The sequence below is a fragment of the Aliidiomarina sp. B3213 genome (assembly GCF_003290085.1).
Classification (GTDB): Bacteria; Pseudomonadota; Gammaproteobacteria; order Enterobacterales; family Alteromonadaceae; genus Aliidiomarina.
Genome location: NZ_QMKJ01000004.1, coordinates 122997 through 143616 on the forward strand (window position 1 = coordinate 122997; position 20620 = coordinate 143616).

General features: G+C 45.7%; 14 protein-coding genes. 5 read left to right on the forward strand and 9 right to left on the reverse strand.

What is annotated here, in order from left to right; all coding sequences use genetic code 11:
- Nucleotides 1–187: 187 nt before the first annotated feature.
- The 6 genes from DQX04_RS11645 to DQX04_RS11670 all read right to left on the reverse strand — a co-directional run bounded on the left by DQX04_RS11645 (nt 188) and on the right by DQX04_RS11670 (nt 9971).
- Entirely contained in the window at nt 188–1159 is a 972-nt protein-coding gene (locus DQX04_RS11645; RefSeq protein WP_111916109.1) for a PstS family phosphate ABC transporter substrate-binding protein, read from the reverse strand.
- Between the two features lie 149 nt (nt 1160–1308).
- The gene (locus tag DQX04_RS11650) at nt 1309–3993 is read right to left on the reverse strand and encodes a TonB-dependent receptor domain-containing protein (RefSeq protein ID WP_207801118.1); all 2685 of its coding nucleotides are present in this window, start codon (nt 3991–3993) and stop codon (nt 1309–1311) included.
- Between the two features lie 17 nt (nt 3994–4010).
- Nucleotides 4011–6695 (reverse strand): hypothetical protein, encoded by a 2685-nt coding sequence (locus tag DQX04_RS11655; protein WP_111916110.1) that lies wholly within the window; start codon nt 6693–6695, stop codon nt 4011–4013.
- 147 nt (nt 6696–6842) lie between these two features.
- Complete coding sequence (gene phoR, locus DQX04_RS11660; RefSeq protein WP_111916111.1) at nt 6843–8147, reverse strand: phosphate regulon sensor histidine kinase PhoR; 1305 nt, start codon at nt 8145–8147, stop codon at nt 6843–6845.
- Nucleotides 8148–8175: 28 nt separating this feature from the next.
- Nucleotides 8176–8862, reverse strand: a complete 687-nt coding sequence (phoB, locus tag DQX04_RS11665; protein WP_111916112.1) for a phosphate regulon transcriptional regulator PhoB — start codon at nt 8860–8862, stop codon at nt 8176–8178.
- A gap of 95 nt (nt 8863–8957) precedes the next feature.
- The gene (locus DQX04_RS11670; protein WP_111916113.1) at nt 8958–9971 is read right to left on the reverse strand and encodes a porin; all 1014 of its coding nucleotides are present in this window, start codon (nt 9969–9971) and stop codon (nt 8958–8960) included.
- Between the two features lie 314 nt (nt 9972–10285).
- Here DQX04_RS11670 and DQX04_RS11675 point away from each other — a divergent pair, with 314 nt between their 5' ends.
- The 4 genes from DQX04_RS11675 to DQX04_RS11690 all read left to right on the forward strand — a co-directional run bounded on the left by DQX04_RS11675 (nt 10286) and on the right by DQX04_RS11690 (nt 16472).
- On the forward strand, nt 10286–11992 hold the full coding sequence (locus DQX04_RS11675) for a sensor histidine kinase (RefSeq protein ID WP_243618976.1): 1707 nt from the start codon (nt 10286–10288) through the stop codon (nt 11990–11992).
- A 44-nt stretch (nt 11993–12036) separates the two neighbouring features.
- On the forward strand, nt 12037–12936 hold the full coding sequence (locus DQX04_RS11680; RefSeq protein WP_111916115.1) for a recombination-associated protein RdgC: 900 nt from the start codon (nt 12037–12039) through the stop codon (nt 12934–12936).
- Between the two features lie 357 nt (nt 12937–13293).
- Complete coding sequence (locus DQX04_RS11685; protein ID WP_256371953.1) at nt 13294–14571, forward strand: S8 family peptidase; 1278 nt, start codon at nt 13294–13296, stop codon at nt 14569–14571.
- Nucleotides 14568–16472 carry a hypothetical protein gene (locus DQX04_RS11690; RefSeq protein ID WP_111916117.1) on the forward strand — a complete coding sequence of 635 codons (1905 nt, stop codon included), beginning with the start codon at nt 14568–14570 and terminating at the stop codon, nt 16470–16472. The genes DQX04_RS11685 and DQX04_RS11690 overlap by 4 nt, the downstream gene beginning before the upstream one ends.
- A 53-nt stretch (nt 16473–16525) precedes the next feature.
- Here DQX04_RS11690 and DQX04_RS11695 read toward each other — a convergent pair whose 3' ends face one another.
- The gene (locus tag DQX04_RS11695; protein ID WP_111916118.1) at nt 16526–17353 is read right to left on the reverse strand and encodes an HDOD domain-containing protein; all 828 of its coding nucleotides are present in this window, start codon (nt 17351–17353) and stop codon (nt 16526–16528) included.
- 98 nt (nt 17354–17451) lie between these two features.
- Between DQX04_RS11695 and srmB the strand changes: the two genes are divergently transcribed.
- Nucleotides 17452–18708 (forward strand): ATP-dependent RNA helicase SrmB, encoded by a 1257-nt coding sequence (gene srmB / locus DQX04_RS11700; RefSeq protein ID WP_111916119.1) that lies wholly within the window; start codon nt 17452–17454, stop codon nt 18706–18708.
- Nucleotides 18709–18727: 19 nt separating this feature from the next.
- Here the strand turns inward: srmB and DQX04_RS11705 are convergent, their stop codons facing one another.
- Together DQX04_RS11705 and thiI are read right to left on the reverse strand one after the other, a co-directional pair.
- Nucleotides 18728–19117 carry a VanZ family protein gene (locus DQX04_RS11705; protein WP_111916120.1) on the reverse strand — a complete coding sequence of 130 codons (390 nt, stop codon included), beginning with the start codon at nt 19115–19117 and terminating at the stop codon, nt 18728–18730.
- Entirely contained in the window at nt 19105–20583 is a 1479-nt protein-coding gene (gene thiI, locus DQX04_RS11710) for a tRNA uracil 4-sulfurtransferase ThiI (RefSeq protein ID WP_111916121.1), read from the reverse strand. Before thiI ends, DQX04_RS11705 begins: the two co-directional genes overlap by 13 nt.
- Between the last annotated feature and the right edge of the window lie 37 nt (nt 20584–20620).

Genomic DNA, 20620 nt, shown 5'->3' on the forward strand with positions numbered 1-20620 from the left:
CAAATAGATAACTGGATATTAGAAGGCAAGTATAGTTAAGAAATGTGACAGCTTTATTACAGTACTGTCATATTGTCATATTTATGTCACGGTACTGACACATTTCCTGCCTTTCATACTTTTGTCATGCGCCAAAAATAAAAAGAGGCACCGAGGTGCCTCAAAAAGGGACTTACACTGAACTTTATTACTCGATACCTAAGTCAGCCAGCACACGGTTAGTTAGTGAAGCTGGCAAAGGAACGTATCCGTCTCTGTATACCACGCCCTGACCTACGTTTGAGTAAACCATTTTCACGAATTCACGCATCATTGGGTCTAGTGGACGGTTCGGATGCTTGTTGATGTAGATAAACAAGTAACGAGATAGTGGGTACGCACCCGTAGCTGCGTTTTCAGCCGTAGGTTCAAAGTACTCACCACCAAGCTCAACAGCTAATGGAATAGCGCGAACACTTGAAGTTTGGTAGCCGATACCTGAGTAACCAATACCGTTGATAGACTCAGAAACACCTTGTACTACAGAAGAAGAGCCTGGCTGTTCATTGATGCTTGGCTTATAGTCACCACCAAACAATGCCATGTCTTTAAAGAAACCGTATGTACCCGAAACTGCGTTACGGCTATAAAGTGCGAAATCGCGGTTGTCCCAAGCGCCTGTTAAGCCAACTTGGCCCCAGCGATCGATATTTTCAGGGTAGCCACCACGGCGAGTTGCAGAAAAGATTGCGTCAACTTCTGGCAGGCTCAAACCTTCAATTGGGTTATCTTTATTTACGAACACCGCTACCATGTCGATAGCTACTGGCAATGCGTAAGGCGCATAACCAAATTTGTTTTCGAATGCTTCGATTTCTGACTGACGCATCTCGCGGCTCATTGGCGCAAGTGTTGCTGTACCTTCAGTCAACGCAGGAGGAGCTGTAGAAGAGCCCGCACCTTGAATTTGAATGTTCACATTTGGGTAGAATTTGTTGAACTCTTCCGCCCAAAGCGTCATTAAGTTGTTTAATGTATCTGAACCAATTGAGTTCAGGTTACCGGAAACACCAGACGCACGCTCGTAGTCGGGTAAGTTAGGGTCGATATCTGCTACTGCGGTAAAGTTGACTACGCATAATGCAACTGCCGCTGACAAAACTTTCTTGAACTGTCTCATCTGTTTTCTCCACTTGGGACTCGATTAATTCGGCAATGATCATAACGACTCACTGTGTCAGTTTTGTTACAGCTGTCATAAAAGTAGCATAAAACCCCTAGCTCATTGAAAAGCTAGAGGTTTTATTTTTACATTTTTATGAACGAAGTTTAGAAGCGGTAAGTAAAACTTGCGCTTAAACTTGTTCCAGGCTCGCGACGTTGAAGAATTTCACCTTGCTGAGTAATTTCAACTGACTCACCCAGTAGGTTCTTCGCGCCCACTTTGAACGTCATACCGTCTACAGGGTAGTAGCTATAGGTAAAGTCTACAGAGTGGAATGGTTGCTCGTAAGCATCGTCTTTCCCATCTACACCAGCGAAAGAAATACGCTCGCCAAACACGTTGTAGCTCAGCGTTGCAGAGTGTTTCTCGTTCGCAGAGTCGAAACCTAACTGGGTATTCAGTACATACTCAGAATGGCCTGACATTCTACGTGTAAGGTTAGTGATGTTTGATTCACCAAAGCTTTGAATTTCAATCTCAGAGTCGCTCAACGTAACGTTACCGGCGACGAAGAAACCTTCTAAAGCGCCTTCAAATGGTTTTACAAACTCTGTTTCTAAGCCATACACGTAACCTGTCTCAGCGTTACGGAACGACACCAGTAAGTTACCGTCTGAACCAAGCAGCTCAATCGTTTCGATTGGCGCGTCGATGTCTTTGTAGAAACCACCAACACTTAGAGAACCACCGGTATACATGTACCATTCCCAGCGCACATCAAAGTTAGTGAGCTTCGAACTAATCAGGTCCGAGTAACCAATGACTTTAAAATCCGTAAGTGGGTCGACATAAAGTACTGGAGTAACCTCACGCAAGTCTGGACGAACAACGGTTTCACTAGCACCGAATCTTAACTGCATGTCTGGGTGGAATAACCAGGTTACGGCGATACTTGGGTACAAGTCGTCGTCTAGCAATGGATAGTCAGCAATTTCACCTTGAATTTCACCTGTAGCAGGGTTCATAGGTAATGCTAATTGACGGAAGTCTTCATAACGTGCGCCAACATTTACACGCCATGTGTAGTCCCACAATGCATCTACACCAACATAGAACGCGTCTAGTTGCTGTGCTGCAATGTAGTCATCTGCCTGCGCTGTTACGTCAGAAATTCTGAAGTTGCGGTTTGGATCTTGAATATTCTCGTCCGAGAAAATATTCGAGAACGACTGCGCCAACTCTTGGTTTGAGAACCCACGGCTGTCCAACTTAAAGCGATTTACTTCCGAGTTGCGCGAACGTTGGTAATAGAAGTAGCCACCTTGCAGTTCTAATTCCCAGTTGCTCAAACTCACAGGTAAACCAAAGTCGATGCGACCATTTTCCGTGTTATCAACCATGTCACTGAACAAGTACAATGCAGCGTTGTCACTGCGGCGTAATGCTTCAGTTACGCTTCCGTCTTCACCACGGTTACGAAGGTAGCGATACTCTACTTCGCCTGGTGCATAACGACGTGCTTTAGCGTCGGTATACTGCCAGTCTATGCTCATGTCACCCAAGAAACCGAATACGTGCGAACCGCGAATTTGGTTGGCCACCAATGTGCGCTCTTCATAACGAATCGAGTAGTCTACGTTTTCACGGTTCGACTCGTTAATGGTTTCAATGGTGTCACCCACTTTCTTTTTAATTTCGTCGGCTGTGTCTAACAAATAAACCGTAGTTGTTTCCAACTTATGTTCATTGTTGTAGTTCAAGCCTACGTTGAAAATGCCTGACAACTGAGTGTTGTATTCCGTTCCGGAAATATCGTCGAACGCCACAAGCGGAGTTAACTCATTACCGGTAGTAATAGAGTAATAACGCTCTTGTTCGTTGATGTTTTTCGCGCTTTGGTCGTAACTTACAGCACTCATTAAACCCAGGCTCAAACTGTCGCTAAGTTCAAAGCGGTCACCATAACTAAAGCTTGCGCCGTAGTCTGGGTCAATCGACTGCTCAGTAACGTCCATATTACGATTAATGGCTAAGCCTAAGTCACGGTTAATCGCTTGAGCTTGCTCAAGGTTCTCAACTGTTACACCGCCAAGTGCTTGCGCGATAGAAATTGGTTCTAAAGAGCCATACTGATTCAGTGCATTCGTTAACTCAGGTGCCAAACCGCGTGTGCCGTCATCACGACCACGCCAGTCATCGTCGCCACCAGCATAAGTTAAACCATCGTCACTGTTTTCAGAGTTCATTCCTGTGCTTAGTGAGAACTCAAAGAATCTTTCCTGAGGTAAGTTCAACGTGCGGATGTTTACACCACCGCCCCCGAAAGATGCAGGTTCAGACACTGAGAAGCTCTTTTGTACCACTAAGCTTTCAATAATACTGGTTGGAAACATGTCCAAAGGTATTACATTACGGGTTGGGTCTGGACTCGGTACCATACCGCCATTTAACAAGGTACTCGAATAACGTTCACCTAAACCACGTACATAGATAAACTTATTATCGACAAGAGTAAGACCGGTAATGCGTCTTAATGCAGACGCTACGTCGGAATCACCAATTCTGCCGATAGAGACTGAGTCGAGGTAGTCTGCTACTTGCGGTTGCTCACGGCGCTCTGCAGCAACTACAGCTGCCGAACTCATTTGACGACCAGTGACTTGAATACGCTCAACACGTTGCTCGCGTAGCACTTCGTCAATCACTTGCTCTTCCGCTTCCTCCGCTGCAGCTTCCGCCTCAACGTCTGTAGTCTCAGCCCACAAGGGCTGAGACATCAGAGGGGCGGTAGCAAGAGCAATTAGGATTGATCGTGCGAGAGGTCTCAGGATCATTCTACGTTGCTTCATTTAGTTACCGCCTTTTATTAGTTAGATTCAAGACCAACAGTCCAACCTTGCGTCCAGTTGTAGTCTTCTGTAACCGCACCGATGAATGGAACGTTTACGAAGAAGTCATCATCCTGAGACACGTCGCGAGCTGTTGTATCGAAGATTGTGAAGATACCGTTTACTGCTTCAGCCATAGTTGCTGCAGTTTGGTTACCTTCTTGAGCTAAGAACCACTGTTCTGTTGTTTGCGTAGCACTTACGTCACCTTTGAAAGGTTCGTCACATGCAACTAGTGAGTGCGTCATCTCTGTCGTGAAGTCTGCAGCAAGTGCCATTGACTCGTCAGAGTTAAACTCTAAACATTCACCCATTCCTGCAGGACCAGTGATAACAAAGTTATATAGCTTCGCAGTTGTACCCGCTCTAAGAAGCACACCTTCAGAGTCCTTATCAGCAGACGTGTAGTCGTTACCGATAATGGTCATGTTCGCAACCGTTGGATTCGAGATAGGAGTAGCAGTGAAGTTACCTGACTGGTTATCAGCTTCGATACCGCGGTTCGCTTCACCGTCGTGCTTAACAAGCATGAACTGTACTTTACCGTTCCAGCCGTCAGCCCAGTCTAGTGAGTCATCACCAATTGCTGTCGTTACCATGTAACGCACGTTTGCAGAGCCACCGAAGAACTCGATACCGTCGTCTAGGTTTTGGTGAACTTGTAAGAATGACAAGCGAGTTCCTGAACCGATACCTGCGAAAGTAATACCGTTAAGTTCGTTGTCTGGTAATACTTCGTAGCCTGCGTGTTGAACACGTACAAACTTCATTTTACCTGAGTTGTCGTCTTCAATACCGCCGCCATATGGGCCAGCGTCGCCTTCAGCTTCAATTGCACAGTTTTCCGGAGCTGCTTGGTCACACTTGTTGCTTACGCCGTTACCTAGCAACACTAGTCCGCCCCATTGGCCAGAAGAAGTGTTTGCACCAATAACGTCTTGCAATGATGTCATTACGATTGGCGCGTTCGGGCGACCTTCAGCGCTAATTTTAGAACCACGTGCGATAACCAAGAAGTCAGCACCACCTTGACCGAAGATAGTTACACCTGGGTCAATGTAGAGTGTTGAGTTGTCAGCATTGTCGTTACCGATACGCACTAGACCGTCAAGTACATAGTCTGCACCTACTTGTAGGTGAACGTCTTGCGTGTAAGTACCATTCAGTTCACAGTTCAAGCGACCAGTAATACTTTGAATTTGAGTAGTACCTGATGGGCAGCTCATTGCGTCTACAGTGTTATGTAAACCGTAAGTCCAACCTTCAGTCCAGTCAGTTGTGCCGTCGAACGCACCGATGTAGTCAACTTCGTCGAACCAGTTATCTACTTGGTTCGCTACGTTTACACCAGCACCTAGCGCAGGAGAAACCGCAGAAGGCATGTAGTCACCTAGAAGTGGGTCAACAGTAGAGTTACCCTCTTGACCTAGGAACCAAGCTTCAGCGTCAAAAGTAACGTTGTCGTTCGCGTCTACAGTTGCTTTGAAAGGTTCTGAACAGCTGATGATCGAGTGTGTGAATTGCATGTCGTTCGAATTCGCATTTGCAACAGTTGCGTCGTCGTTTAACTCGAAGCACTCACCCGTTCCTGGCTCGCCTGCAATAATAACGTTGTGAAGTTCAGCGCTAGTACCACGGCGTAACAAGATACCTTCAGCATCGTCATCACCGTCCCACTCATTCGTTAGAATGGTTAGGTTAGAAATTACTGGGCGGCTGCGTGGCGTAGCATTGAAGTCTGCAGAACTATTGTCTGCCTCGATACCACGGTTAGCTTTTGCATTGTATGGGTTGTGCTTGATCAGTACGTGTTGTAAACGACCATTCCAGCCTGCGTCCCAGTCTAGAGAGTCGTCTTGGTTACCCATAAGGACAACATATTTAGCACTTACTGTACCGCCGAAAAACTCGATACCGTCGTCTAGGTTGTTGTAAACCTGAATATGTTCAACAGTAGTACCTGAACCTACACCTGCGAAGGTAATACCGTTTAATTCGTTGTCTGGCAATACTTCATAACCCGCGTAACGAACCTGCACGTAGCGTAAAACACCACTGTTGTCGTCTTCTAGGTTACCGCCGTAAGGACCAGCGTCACCTTCAGCTTCAATTGAACAAGCTGACAAATCTTCACAACGGTTACTTGGTGCGCGACCTAGCAACACTAAACCACCCCACTGGCCTGAGTCAGTACCAGTTGCTGTACCAAGTAGGTTTTGCAATGAAGTCATTACGATTGGCGAGTTTTGTGTGCCCTCTGCCATGATTTGCGAGCCACGACGAACCACTAAGAAGTCTGCACCGCTTTTACCAAATAACGTGGTGCCTGCTTCAATTGAAAGCACAGTAGAGTCAGCTTCGTCGTTACCTACTGCTACACGGCCGTCTAGCGCCCACAAAATGTCGTTCGTTAATGTCCGGTCTTGCGTTAACGTACCTGTAATTTCACAAACAGGTAGGTTCTGGCCACTGATCGCGTCGCCTTCAGTTGCCCATGAAGGGCAATCGCCTTCAACTGGTGTGCCGCCACCGCCGCCACCAGAGCCGCCGTCACCGCCTGGATTCTGTTCACCACCTGCATTAATGACGATGTCGCCACCACATGCAGAAAGCGCCAACGCCATTGCGACAGCACTAAGCTTGAATAAGTTACGAGCTAACATATTTGTAGGTCCCCGTTATTGGAAGATTATTAGTTTGCGGGAACCATTATCCAAATCGATGTGACAGCTAAGTGAATGCAAAATGACAATTCAATGACAAGTGAGAAGGTTTTGTGACAAATGCGGCGTTTTTGTGACAGCTAAAATTTAGCTCGCCGCACTTAGAAGTAGGCTATGGGGAATAACGAAGCTGAAGGTGCTTCCTTTGCCTAAAACACTTTGAACTTGCAGGTATGAACGATGATGTTCTAACGAATGCTTCACGATAGACAAACCTAAACCCGTACCACCAGTACCGCTGTTTCGGTCGTCTTCAACGCGATAAAAACGCTCCGTTAGTCTAGGCAAATGTTCGGCGCTAATACCATGACCGTTGTCGGTCACGGAAAATTCAGCACCTTGCATATTCATTTTCCACGACACTTTAATGATGCCTTCAGTGGGGGTGTACTTAATTGCGTTTACTACAAGGTTCTGAATTGCAGCGCTAAGCTTCTCTTCACTCCCTTGAACAATAATACTGTCGTCTATTTCTACTTGTAATGTTTGGTCTTTCGACTCTGCCATAATTTTCAGGTCGGCAAGCAACCGCTCTGTTAATTGTTTCACACGGATAACGTCGCTTACGTCTGAGCCCTGAGCTTCCATACGCGAAAGCGTAAGTAACTGTTCGACCATAATCTGCATGCGACCGGTTTGACTCGTTATGTCGCGAATTGCTTTTTTCATTTGCTTGGGCGGCATAAGCTCTGGATCTTCCATAAGCTCTAAATAGCCTTGCATAACGGTAAGCGGTGTTTTTAATTCATGGGACACATTGGCAACGAAGTCTTTGCGCATGCGTTCAAGCTTTGAAATTCGAGTAACGTCTCGAGCTATCACCAACCACTGTTTGCCCGCATAGGGCATAATTCTTAACTCGATCATGCGGCTGTCACCCACTGGCGACGACAACGTAATTGACTCTTTAAAGTCGCCCTTTCTAAAGTACTTCACAAAACGTGGGTGGCGTATAAAGTTGGTGATACGTATGCCTTTGTCAGCTGGCCATTTCAAGCCAAAATAAAGCTGAGCTAAACGATTCGCCCACACCAAATTACCACTTGCTTCTAACACCATGCCCGCATCGGGAATCGACTCAGCGGCTTCACGGAAGCGCTGCAAAATCATGGCTAAATTACGACGTCTTAACTGCGAGCGACGCAATGTACGATAAATACCGTCGTAAATGTCGCTCCAAGTACCCGGAGCTTGTGGAGGGTGCATGGTGCGGCTTTGCCACAACCATTTACTTAGGCGCTGCTGATAAAACAGTCCCCAAACAATCAAACCAAATAGAAATAACGCGATAAGCTCAGCACTGATACCCCAGATACTGCCTATTGCAGCCAAGCCGGCGCAAATAACAACAATACGAATGAGTAGCCGAGCAAAATTATAATCGCGTTCCATAGATTACCTTTCAGGAAGACAACTTAAATTATCGCGCAGAGAAACGATAACCTACACCTCTAACCGTTTGTACAAGTCGATCATGTCCATGCGATTCTAACGCTTTTCTTAAGCGACGGATATGCACATCTACCGTTCTGTCTTCCACGTATACATTCGTACCCCAAACGTGGTCAAGTAGCTGCTCACGACTATACACGCGCTCTGGGTGTGTCATAAAGAAGTGTAATAAGCGAAATTCGGTCGGCCCCATATCTAGTGGGTCGTCGTTGGTTGAAACTCGGTGTGACACTGGGTCTAGCTTAAGCCCTTCAACAACCAGAGGCTCGTCTAATGAAGTTGGGTTCACTCGGCGGAACACTGCACGCATACGCGCAATCAACTCTTTTGGAGAAAAAGGTTTAGTCATGTAGTCGTCGGCACCAACTTCTAACCCTTTTATCTTGTCTTCTTCTTCACCACGCGCTGTGAGCATAATGATTGGAATATGCTTTAAATGCTCAGTTCCTTTAATTTTGCGCGCAAGCTGCACACCACTACCACCAGGAAGCATCCAATCTAACAGAATCATGTCTGGGTAAGGTTCAACTAAACGCTCTAGTGCAACATTGTAGTCTGAAGCTTCCACGGGTTGATATCCGTGTTGCTCCATAACGAAAGCAAGCATCTCGCGAATTGGTGCTTCATCTTCAACGATTAGAATTCTACTTGGCATGACCATATCCCATTATTTATTCGATATATTATCAGTATGGGATAGAAGTGTGACACTTTTATGACTTCCGTCGAAAAAGTGTCACATTCTCGATTTTAGAATCTGAATACTACGCCAGCAGACAGTCCGAATGGGTCGTTACCTGCCATTACAGGAAGAGACTTACCAAATCCACCTTCAGTGATTGAGGCTAGACCTAGGTCGTCATTGTTAGTCATGGTAGCCACAGTGTATACCGTTAAGCTTGGCGACAATACGCGGTCTAAACCAATAGAGAACGAGCTTGATTCGTTATTGTCGATGTCGTCATAACTACGCGCACCCACTTGCGCTTTAAGCCAGTATTCGTTGTTTAAGCGATAGCGACCAGACAAGATCCATCCAGTTGCGTCACCCTCAACTAAGTTAGTTACGCGCTGACCAAGTGCAGCAACACGCCAGCCATCACCGATACGAACAACACTAAAACGAGTACCTTTTACTGTTTTACCTACGTTACGGTTGTCGTGCTGATAGCCTGCAGTAAATGCCCAGCCACCAGTACGGTATTGCAACGACGTACCAATAATGTCGTTGTCGTTCGTTACCGTTACGCCAGTTTGTTCTTCAGTTCCGTAATGAAGCTTCCATACAAAGCCATTCATATTCGGAGTTTGGTATTGCACAGCATTTTTGTAACGGCGGTCGAGATGCATTTCACCACGACGAAGCATGTTACGGCCATCACCAATTCGGTCACGAAACTCTTCAACACCCGAAAGAATAGACTTGGTTGGAGAACCAAAGTAACCGAACGTTACGGTACCGAAGTCGCCTTTAAATCCGATTAAAGTGTCACGAGCGCCCAGAGAGCTGCCGCCTTCACTTACGTCTACCGAGCGTTCGATTTCGGCAAAAACACTCAAGTCTTCATTCAGTCGGTAATCAGCTGTTACACCGATGCGACTTGCATTACTCGCTACATTAAGGCCACCTTCGTCACCGTCGTACAAATAAGCTGTCGACAATTGAATACGACCGTAAAAGTCTACTTCTACTTCGTTCGCTTGCGCTATAGAAGTAAACCCAAGAGCCGCCACTAAAAGTCCAAGTGTTTTTACCTGTTTCATAAAACTTTCCTATCGTGATGATGAAAACGACAATTGTATGACACAAACATTACAGCTTTATTACAAGTGACACTTTTATTGCAGATTTTCTACCAAAATATGAATTAATTATGACGAAATTGAAATGTTCGTATACTGAACGCTTCAGATTATAGCCTGCAATGACAGTATTTTCTTGCGAACCTGCATGCTATTCGGTAGTTTTGACATGGAATTCCAAATTTTCATGCGCAGACTAAATGACAGGAAACGTGTAAGTGCAATATAAAAGCATTTCTCGAACCCTTCTCACTCGGGTTTTATCAGTCTATTTTGTGATCACCTTCATCGTGACTACTGCGCATATTGTTGGTGAGTACAACAATACCAAACGTTCTTTAGCGATTGAGTTAGAGAACCAGCACAACACCTTTTCTGCCAGCCTTACACGTTCACTTTGGGAGTTTAACAACCAACAAATCCAAGCGCTTGCCGACGGCCTTATTAGTATTCCTGCAATTGGTGGCTTAGTGATTCGTGACGACCGTGGACAACTTATTGTGCAAATGGGGCAAACGCTGCCCTTGAATGCTTTGCCCAATAACCCAGAAAGTCCTGTGAAAATTTCTGAGCGCGACGGTATTTTCGGACATTACAGTCCACTCGCGTTTGAGTTTTCAGGTCAGTCTACCTTGGTAGGTGACATTACCCTGTTTTCTAACCGCGACGTTGCCATTGAGCGCCTTAAAGTTAGCCTTTTGTTTTTACTCGGTAACGCCATAATTAAAACAACGTTCCTGCTTCTTTTGTTTACCTACGCATTTAATAAAATGCTGACACGCCCCATGCAGGAGCTCACTACTCAAATTGAAGCGTTCGAGCCAAACTCACCCGACGAGTCTAGGCTGAACCTGAGTAACGCCAAAGAAAATGAGTTCGGCCTTTTAGAAGGTGCGTTTAATGAGTTGCTCGACAAAATTAGTGAATATCAAACCGACTTACAACGAACTCAAGACAAGTTAGTTCACGCAAACCGCAGGCTCGACGAGCAAAATGACCTGTTAGAGCAAGAAGTAGCAAGAAAAACTTCGGGTATGAGCAAGCTAATGCTAGACCTTGAAGAGCGCCGTTTAGATCTTGAAAAACGCCAATACGAGCTTGAACGAGAAATTCAGCAGCGCCGCTTAACTGAAGCAACACTGAAGCGCACCAATGAGCGCCTGAAAGATTCCTTAGACACGATTAAAACAGCACAATCGAAACTTGTAGAAAGTGAAAAACTCGCTTCTCTTGGTGGTTTAGTTGCGGGTATCGCGCACGACGTAAATACCCCCATTGGCATTGGTGTAACTGCAACTTCATTCCTTGCAGACCGGGTAGAAGCCTTAGCTATAGCGTTAGACGACCAAACACTCACTCAGTCGCAAATGAAGCGGTTTATTGACGAGGCACGAGAAAGCGTTCAACTTCTTGAAAATAATCTACACCGTGCAAGAGAGCTCATGTCTAGCTTCAAAGAAGTCGCCGTGGACCAAAGCTCAGACGCAATGAGAGACATTTCATTGGCTGCCTATATGCGCAACGTAGTGAAGTCGCTACACCCAACATTGAAAAAACAAAATGTTTCCATAGACATTGAATGCGACGAAACAATAAAAGTGAAATGCCTTGCCGGCGCACTTGCCCAAATTCTTACCAACATGATTATGAACTCGGTTATTCATGGTTTTGAAGGTAAAGAGTCTGGCCACATTACGATTCAAGCTAAGCTCGATAAAGATGTTCTAGAATTCTTATACAACGACGATGGTTTAGGCTTAAGTGAAGAGCAGCTTGAACACCTTTTCGACCCATTCTTTACCACTAAAGCCAACCGAGGCGGTAGCGGCTTGGGTACCCACATTATTTACACACTTGTGCGCGAAACCTTAAACGGTGAAGTGAATGCCTTTAGCGAACAAGGCAAAGGCCTGAGCTACCAGTTCTCTTTCCCTGTAGTTCCTCTAGAGAAAGACGCAGAAGCGACTGACAACGGATATTAAAGTCGTTACCATACCTTTTTGCTTGCGAATAATGGAGTCTACAAATGTGGTTTCGCAACCTTCGTGTTTATACCTTTAGCCAAGAGTTTTCTGTTCCTGGTAATCTTCAAGAAGCGCTCGTTCAGAACCAATTTACCCCCTGCAACCGCAGTGAACCTATGAGTTTAGGTTGGGTGTCTCCATTTGCCCAAAGTGAACTGATGGCTGTTGAACAAAAGGACGCGGTACTTTTGTGTTTACGCAAGGAAGAGAAAGTTGTTCCAGCTAGCGCAGTAAAAGAAGAATTAGAGCATCGCAAAACCCAGTTTGAACAAGAAAATGCCTATGCGATGCCGCGTAAAGACCAAAAGGCGCTTAAAGAAGACATTATGAACGAAATGATGCCTCGTGCCTTAAGTAAGTTCGCATTAACGTGGGGCATTATCGATATTAAGAATCAGCGTGTTTATGTCGACTCTTCTTCTGCAAAAAAGGCCGAAGAATTTACCTCTCACCTAAGAACTTCTCTAGGCTCTTTACCTGTTCAACCTTTTGCCTCTGAAGGACCTGCGTCATTATTTATGACCGATTGGGTGAAGAAAATGAAAGCACCGGATGGCTTTGAAATGGGTCAAGACGCTGAACTAAAACACCTCAGCGAAGACTCTATGGTGGTTAAAATTAAAGGCCACGATCTCGACATGCCAGAAGTACAGGAACACTTAAAGCAAAACAAACGTGTGACTGAATTGGCGATGTCGTATCAAGAAAATATATTGTTCTCGCTAGCCGACGACTATGGCATTAAGCGCATAAAGTTCACAGACCAAGTAATGGAGCAACGCGACACAGATGGGTTGGATGCCGCGGCGTTACTCGATTCAGACTTAGCGCTTATGCAAGGTGAGTTTAGCCAGTTGGTAGATGCCCTTGCCGAAGCATTTGGGCAAGCTGCTAACGACTAGCTAAGCGCTAAAATAATATTCAACACAAGCCGCGGTTAGCCGCGGCTATTTTTTCCTCTCCAGAAATATGCCTCACTCGAATTGCTATGCACCTTATGAGGGAGTGAACCCTTAGCAACCTCTCCTTGTTCGTAAAAAAACCGCTCTTTACAAAGTTATCACTTGGTTCATTGATTAAAGTTATAGACAGTGTTAACAATAATGGAGGACAACAAAGCAAGGACATAAGAATGAAAAATCAATGGAAGTACTTATTAGCTCTCACAGTCACAGGCGCAATCTTTACCCCCCCCCTACTCTCACGCGGAAACTTACGAAGAAGCCTTTTACGAAAACCACATTAAAGACCGGTACATCGTGCGTTTTAACGAAGGGCATAGAATGGCTACACAAGCAGTCCGAGCATTAACTACTCAATTTGCCAATCAGCAGAATATCGAAGTGGGTTCAGTTTTTGACCATATCTTACAAGGTTTCTCTGCCTCTATGCCTGCTGCCCGCGCCGAGGCTTTAGCTCGAAACCCGAATATACATTCGGTTGTGCCGGTAGCTCCTGTGTACCTTAACAGCTACACACAAGATGATCCGGACTGGGGACTCGATAGGGTTGACCAGGTCGACCTGCCTTTGTCCAGTAGTTATACCACCGAGTATCAAGGTAATGATGTCAAAATTTACGTCGTTGACTCGGGCGTAAACTACAATCACCAAGAAATGAATGGCAGAATTACACAGTATTTCGACTACTTTGGCAGTAGTAACTATCTGTATCAATCCCCCGAAGTAAAACTTTGGTGTTCGGCAATTATTCCTCCAGAAGATGGTAGAGTGGATAGTGTTTGGAATAAAAATCACGGTACGCACGTTGCAGGTATAGCTGCAGGTCAAAGCTTTGGCGTGGCCAAGCAAGCAGAAGTCTACGACGTTCGAGTGACTGATTGTTATGGGAATGCTAGTACTGCATCGATAATTGCCGGACTCAATGCAATTTACCGACGTGGGCATGACGATGCCGAGTTAATTTCAGTGGTAAACATGAGTTTGGGACTATCTGCAACGGAAGGGGGCGAAGACCCATTTGAAATTGCAGTCAATCAATTAATAGACACCAATAACTTTATCGTAGTCGCATCTGCTGGAAATGAAAATATAGATGCCATCAATAAGACCCCTGCCAGAATTCCTAGAGTGGTCACAGTTGGAGCCACAACGATGTATGATGAGCGTGCCGATTTCTCAAACTATGATGCGGTTGTAGATATCTTTGCTCCGGGAGCAAACATTACTTCAGCAACATACAGCTCAAACTCTTCGTATGGAACCCAGGATGGAACATCTATGGCAGCTCCTTTCGTTTCCGGCGCTCTTGCCTTATTAATTGACCAAAATAGATATTCAACAACCGTTAACCCGAGTGATATTATAACCTCGTTGATTAATGATGCTAGCTTGAACAAGCTATATCAGGTTCCTAGCGGTACGCCCAACAAACTTCTCTACATTCCCAATGATGGTGATTCCGGCGGTACTGATGGTGGCTCTGGTGGTGATGATGGAGGCTCCGGTGGAGACCCAAACTTCGGACTCGAATGCCCCTATATGGACGAAAACAACAACTGGGTGATGTGCCCATGATGATCAAATCAACTATCTACAACACCGTCAAAACAGCGCTAGTTTTACTAGCGCTCGTTTCCTTTCAAAGTTACGCTGGCTTTACACCCAAACAATTGTTCCTGCCAGAAATGAATTTCGATACCGATGAGAAACTTGGACAACGTATTACTACTGGTGATGGGTATGTATTATTCCAATCTATATCTATGGATGAAGGTGGTGGATACGTAAGAGTGTTCGCCCTCAACTCAAATGGACTCTGGCGTGAAACACAAGTACTCAGAGGGGAATCATCTCTCTATGGTGACCGCATTGCGGTAGACGGTCATCGCTTCTTTGTCGCTGACACTGAGGCGCGCCCTGGAGATATCGCAAGTCCATTCGCTTCCGGCGTCATTTTCGAATACGAGTTTGACCCTGAAACTCAACAAGCAACTCTTGTTAGAGAGATTGACCGGCCAAAATTAGGCATTAGCGCTTTCGCAACGGAAATCAATTATGATAACGGCTGGCTCATCACCTCCACTTGGCTAGACCAACTCGGTACAGAGAATGGTTTAGAGGGCGGAAAGCTCTTTATTTTCAAAGAAAATGCCGACTCGCAATGGGAGTTACATTCTGAAATTTGGTCCGAGGACTTTGAACTACAAAGCTCTGCCTACAATGGTTTTGGGCAGGAAATAAATATAAGTTATCCATGGCTCGTGGCATATGGGTCAGTGATGCATAATTCGCTTACTAACGATATTGACCCAGAAATTCAAATCTTTAAGCATAACGTTGAAACTGATGAGTGGGAGTTTCATCAAACTATTGAAAGCGTTGGCTTCGAAAATCCAACTGACGGTTTACTCAGTATGCGTAACTTAGAGTTAGTAAACAATGATCTTATCTTTGATGGTAGGAAAGAAGACGATGCCCACTACGTTTCCCACTACCAATACAACGAGGTTGACGATATTTGGAGCCTGCAAAACCAGTTTAACTACGAACTAGGGCAAGAGGACATATCGGATAATCTAGCAAGATACGCGTTTGCTCGACACATCAAATTAGATGGAAACCGCCTATATATTTCCACCAACCTGGCCGCCAAGTACTACCATGAAAACGAAATTATCAATTCATTGGGTGAGGTTTTAGTCTTAGAGCGCTCAACCGCTTCGTCAAGCTGGGAAGAAGTACAGCGATTTTACGCTCCAATTCCACCAGAAACGCTAAGCCCCCCTGCCCCCCTTCGGGCTGGGCATCTAGGTACATTTATGGACATTACCCCTGATGGAGAGCTATTTGTCGCAAGTGGTGGCGCTTATGTTTACGGCGAGTTCGGCACTGGTGCGGTGTACCTTTTCACCGAAGAAGACAACACCGTTCCCATGCACCTCGACAGTAATGTCGCCTCACAAAGCGTTTCCGAAGGTAAGAACTTCCAAGTGTCTTTAAATATCGATAATTTGTCTGAACGTACAGTAAACAATATTTTAATTGAAATCGACCGGTACGCTGGAGGTAGCGAGCCTAGAATTCACCTTGAAAGCTCAAGCCACTCCTGCTGGGAAGAAGCCACTGACCTCTTCTATCGCTGTAAAATCGACAATTTAAGAGCGCTTTTAGGCGACACCGTTGAACTCAATTTAAGCGCTTCCGTAGTTGGAGAATACGATCTTAACTTTCGGCTATTTGCAGCACCTCAAGATGCTGTACCAGAAAATAGAGAGTTAACCATTGCGCTTGATGTAGACGAGAATAATGAAACTACGCCAGACCCCACTCCTGAGCCTGATCCAGACCCCGAACCCGACTCAGGTTCGAGTTCAGGTTCTAGCATTGGGTATTGGACACTGATTCTATTGTTTGCGATGGTCTTTAGGCAGTCGAGAGTGAATATCTCAAAAAATCACGTATTACGGGCGGGCTAATTCAACCAGCTTGTGGCCGACATCACAAAAGCCTTCGGGCAATCACAAACTACTTAACTCAACGCTTCTAAAATACTCTTATACTCCGCCTGAACATGTTCCTGCTCCCACCAGTTGGGGGCAGGCAACAAGCCGGTTTGTACGAAGCAACTTAACAACGCTTCACTACGCTGTGAGCTGTGCGTTTCAGTCAGAACACCTGCAAGTTGAATAATACTCAGGTAAGACGGCTTAAAGCTCACAATCGCGCCCTGCCAATGCTCACCCACGTGAATTTGTTCGTCGGCAAATTTCCATGCTTTTAAAATCATGCCACTTAACGAAGGTGCCACGCTGGCAATGCAGTCGTTTATAAACGTAGGGTTAGCAAAGGTGTCGGCATGTTTCTCTGCCATAGTAAGCACCGGAAGTGCTCCAATTTGGCTGGTCATCGTCATCAACGCTGCGGTGTGTTGGTGCAACCGCACTTTGCCATCGTAATTTTTCAATAACACAACCACTGCCGCGGTAAGCTTCACAGACTCGAGCCAACACTCCTGCATACGTCGCCGAACAATATCGTTTTTCGCTTCGAACAATTGCTCCATGGCCAAACCTACGACGATGTTGCGGACCTGCCAAAGCCCTATGCGCGTTAAAGCCTGCTGCAAGCTCTCGACACGAACTGCGCGACCAAGCCATGCACTGTTAGCTAGTTTTACCATACGAGCGCTTAGCGCTGGATCTCGGGCAATAATGGCATTTAAGTCTTGTAAGGAAACATCCGGGTCATTAGCAGCTTGCTCGACTTGAATCGCAATGTCTGGAAGCGTGGGTAACTTCAATGTGTCTTGTGAAATTTCGTTTTCTAATATGCTCAAAAAGGCTTTTTTGGTGGCCATTCTTATTCTCACGTTACGAACCCTTCGCAAGGGCGTACTCCCATGCTTAAAAATCGGTTATGATCAGTGTATCTATTTAACCGGAAAAAGCGAATCCGATGACTCCAGATTGGCAAGATCTTGAACTTAGTTCAGAATTAATACAAGTGCTGTTAGAAGAAGGTCTCAAAAAACCGACCCGTATTCAACAGCTAGTGATACCGCACGCCTTGGAATTAAAGGATATTTTTGCGACTTCACCTACAGGAACCGGCAAAACCCTTGCTTATTTGCTGCCAGTGTTCCAATACCTAGTCGACTTCCCGCGCAGCAAGCCCGGTTCAGCTCGAGCATTGGTTCTTGCGCCAACCCGTGAGCTGGCGAATCAAATTGGCTTATGGGCAGAGAAACTAGGCAAAGCAACGGGGCTGAAGTCACTAACCATTACTGGCGGTGTAAATTACGGTAGTCATTTGGGTGAAATGGAGAAGAATCTCGATATCGTCATTGCTACACCAGGCCGTTTAATTGACTACCTTGCAGCTGAACAATTTAGCGCCCACGAATTAGAGCTCATGGTGTTAGACGAAGGCGATCGCCTACTCGACATGGGCTTCCGTGGTGCGGTGGAACAAATTCAAAGTGAAGCTCCTCACCTGAAGCAACGTTTCCTGTTCTCCGCCACCAATGACGACCATTCGTTACGAGCTTTTTCGAAAGCAGCATTGAATGCTGCAACGGTTATAGACGCAGAGCCACCGAAACGTGAACGAGGAAAAATCACTCAGTGGCTGCATATTGCAGACACTTTAGAACACAAAGTAGCTCTTCTTTCACGTACATTGAAAGAATACACAGGCCGCGTTCTGGTATTTGTGAAAAAACGTGAGCGTGTACATGAAGTGCATGCGCTGTTACAACGAGAGGGTTTTAATTGCCTGTTTCTTGAGGGCGAATTACCGCAAGACGAACGGCAAAAACGTCTTGCCGCGTTTCATTCTTTAAGATCTCGCATTCTAGTTGCCACCGACGTTGCCGCACGAGGCATAGACGTGCCAGACGTAGAGCTTGTGGTGAATTTCGACCTTCCAGTGAAAGGCGACACCTACGTTCATCGCATTGGCAGAACAGGTCGAGCTGGCAAGAAAGGAACAGCAATTAGCTTAGTAGAAGCTCATGACGCAATTTATCTTGGTCGCATTGAAAAATACCTCGGCCAAAAAATCGAACGCCGATTCATTAAAGATTTACGTCCACAGTTCAAATTCCCAGAACCGGACAAAATCGCCAAGAAAAAGAGCAAAGCTAAGAAAGTGAAAAAGAAAGAGGCTAAGAAGAAGGCAGCCACTAAAAAGCCGAGTAAGCCTAAGAAGTAATACTCAATACAAGCCGCGGTTATCCGCGGCTTTTTGTTTCAGGCTGGCGGCTTAAAACCGCATACCAAGCAGCACGAACGCCATAAAACAGCGCAACACCAACCATGTCGGCTAGAAAGTCTACCCACTCTGCACCACGCCCCGGAATATAGTATTGCACCCATTCTACAGCGCCGCCGTATATGCCAAGAATGACGAAAGCGAGCCATACTCTTGGCGAAAACGCGAAGTGCAATGTGGTGGCAAGGCCGAAGAACAGAATAACGTGGGCTATTTTGTCGTACATGGGTATAGAACGCGGTGTTAAGTCACTTGGGACTTGGCTGAGTAAGCCGATAGAAGCAACAACAACACTTAGAACAAAAAGTACTCGCCCTTTGCGCCTTAAGAATTCAATTAGCTTTTGCATACTGCCTCGTCTGCAAGCACAGCTACCTGTGTAAAGCCCATATTGCGTAACGTAATCGCTTGTAGGCGACTCATTACACCCTGCTTGCAGTAAAGCACTACCGGTTGGTTCTTATCAAGACCTTCAGCGGCTCTTGCGAGTTTAAAAAAGGGTAAATGTTGTACCTTAGAACCGGATAAAACTAACGGGTTTAATTCCTCTTCCTCTGGCGCTCTAATATCTAGTACCAACTCATTACCGTTAAGCTCTGCCAAATCGTTTATTTGACGTATATGTGTTTCTTCTTGGGTTACGGTTGGAATATTTCTTACATCGATAAGCTTACCGTTAAGTACAGCGGACTCTATGAGCTCGTCGTTTAGTGTTTCCTCCGCCACCTTAATGGCTCCGCGCTGTGCCTTTACGGTTGGCTTATTAGAGATAACACCACAATATTCAGGAATAGCCGCGGCCATCTCACCAACACCAATACTGTTTGCTAGGTCTACAATGTCCTGCTTGTCCGACACAATTAGAGGTCTTAACACCAACGTATCCGTTACTTCGTCTATAACCTGCAAGTTAGTCAGTGTTTGGCTCGAAACTTGGCCTAACGCTTCACCGGTAACAATAGCTTGGGCATTTAAACGTGAAGCTACAATAGACGCAGCTCTTAGCATCGCGCGCTTCAGAAGTACGCCCATAAGGCCGGGCTGGTCTTGCGTGAGAATACGGTCTACAACATCACTGAAGTCGATAGACACAAATTTAACGGGATGCGACTTTGAGAACTTTTCCCAAATAAAGTAGCTGACTTCTTTGACCGCCGCTTCGTGCGCTTCCGCGCCACCTAGGTTAAAGAAACAAAAATGAGTTCTGGCGCCTCTGCGCATTAAAGCGTAAGTCGCTACAGCGCTGTCGAACCCGCCGGAAATAAGTGACACCACCGTTTCTTGTGTAGGAATAGGATAACCACCTAAACCATTAAAGCGTTCAATTTCAACGTTCGCTTGGTCGTCTTCAAGCCAAATTTTTACGGTTTGCTCTGGGTTTTTAAGTTGAACGCGAGTGCCTTCAACACGAGCCTTAATACCACCGCCAATATATGCGGCAAGGTCTTGGCTACTGAATTCATGTTTTCCTTTACGCTTCACACGAACCGCGAAAGACTGGTTGGCAAGATGTTCACCTTGCTTGTCGAGCACAAACTCTAGAAGTTGCTCAAAGCTTTCGAACGGAGTGTTTTCAACTTGCTCGATGTGAGAAATACCGGGCGTGTTTTGCAGCCGATCCAGTACCTGCGCACACACTTCAGGAACTTCCGGCGTTTCTACCTCTAACTTGTCCCACAAGTTGCGAACCTTGATCTCGGGCGAGATAGCTTTCATAAGGTTACGAATGCTGCCGGTTAAAACCTTGCTATAGCGTTGTCTTAACGACTTGCTTTTAACGGTAATTTCGGCGTGAAAACGAAGGACAAATATCATGGTACCGACCAGTAGTGCTGTAAAAGCGCAGTATTAT

Bases quoted from the DNA above. Each gene is read 5' to 3' on its own strand.
- DQX04_RS11655 (WP_111916110.1), bottom strand. From the start codon at position 6,695: ATGTTAGCTCGTAACTTATTCAAGCTTAGTGCTGTCGCAATGGCGTTG.
- DQX04_RS11695 (WP_111916118.1), bottom strand. From the start codon at position 17,353: ATGGCCACCAAAAAAGCCTTTTTGAGCATATTAGAAAACGAAATTTCA.
- DQX04_RS11705 (WP_111916120.1), bottom strand. From the start codon at position 19,117: ATGCAAAAGCTAATTGAATTCTTAAGGCGCAAAGGGCGAGTACTTTTT.
- srmB (WP_111916119.1), top strand. From the start codon at position 17,452: ATGACTCCAGATTGGCAAGATCTTGAACTTAGTTCAGAATTAATACAA.
- DQX04_RS11645 (WP_111916109.1), bottom strand. From the start codon at position 1,159: ATGAGACAGTTCAAGAAAGTTTTGTCAGCGGCAGTTGCATTATGCGTA.
- DQX04_RS11690 (WP_111916117.1), top strand. From the start codon at position 14,568: ATGATGATCAAATCAACTATCTACAACACCGTCAAAACAGCGCTAGTT.
- DQX04_RS11680 (WP_111916115.1), top strand. From the start codon at position 12,037: ATGTGGTTTCGCAACCTTCGTGTTTATACCTTTAGCCAAGAGTTTTCT.
- phoB (WP_111916112.1), bottom strand. From the start codon at position 8,862: ATGCCAAGTAGAATTCTAATCGTTGAAGATGAAGCACCAATTCGCGAG.
- thiI (WP_111916121.1), bottom strand. From the start codon at position 20,583: ATGATATTTGTCCTTCGTTTTCACGCCGAAATTACCGTTAAAAGCAAG.
- phoR (WP_111916111.1), bottom strand. From the start codon at position 8,147: ATGGAACGCGATTATAATTTTGCTCGGCTACTCATTCGTATTGTTGTT.
- DQX04_RS11670 (WP_111916113.1), bottom strand. From the start codon at position 9,971: ATGAAACAGGTAAAAACACTTGGACTTTTAGTGGCGGCTCTTGGGTTT.
- DQX04_RS11650 (WP_207801118.1), bottom strand. From the start codon at position 3,993: ATGAAGCAACGTAGAATGATCCTGAGACCTCTCGCACGATCAATCCTA.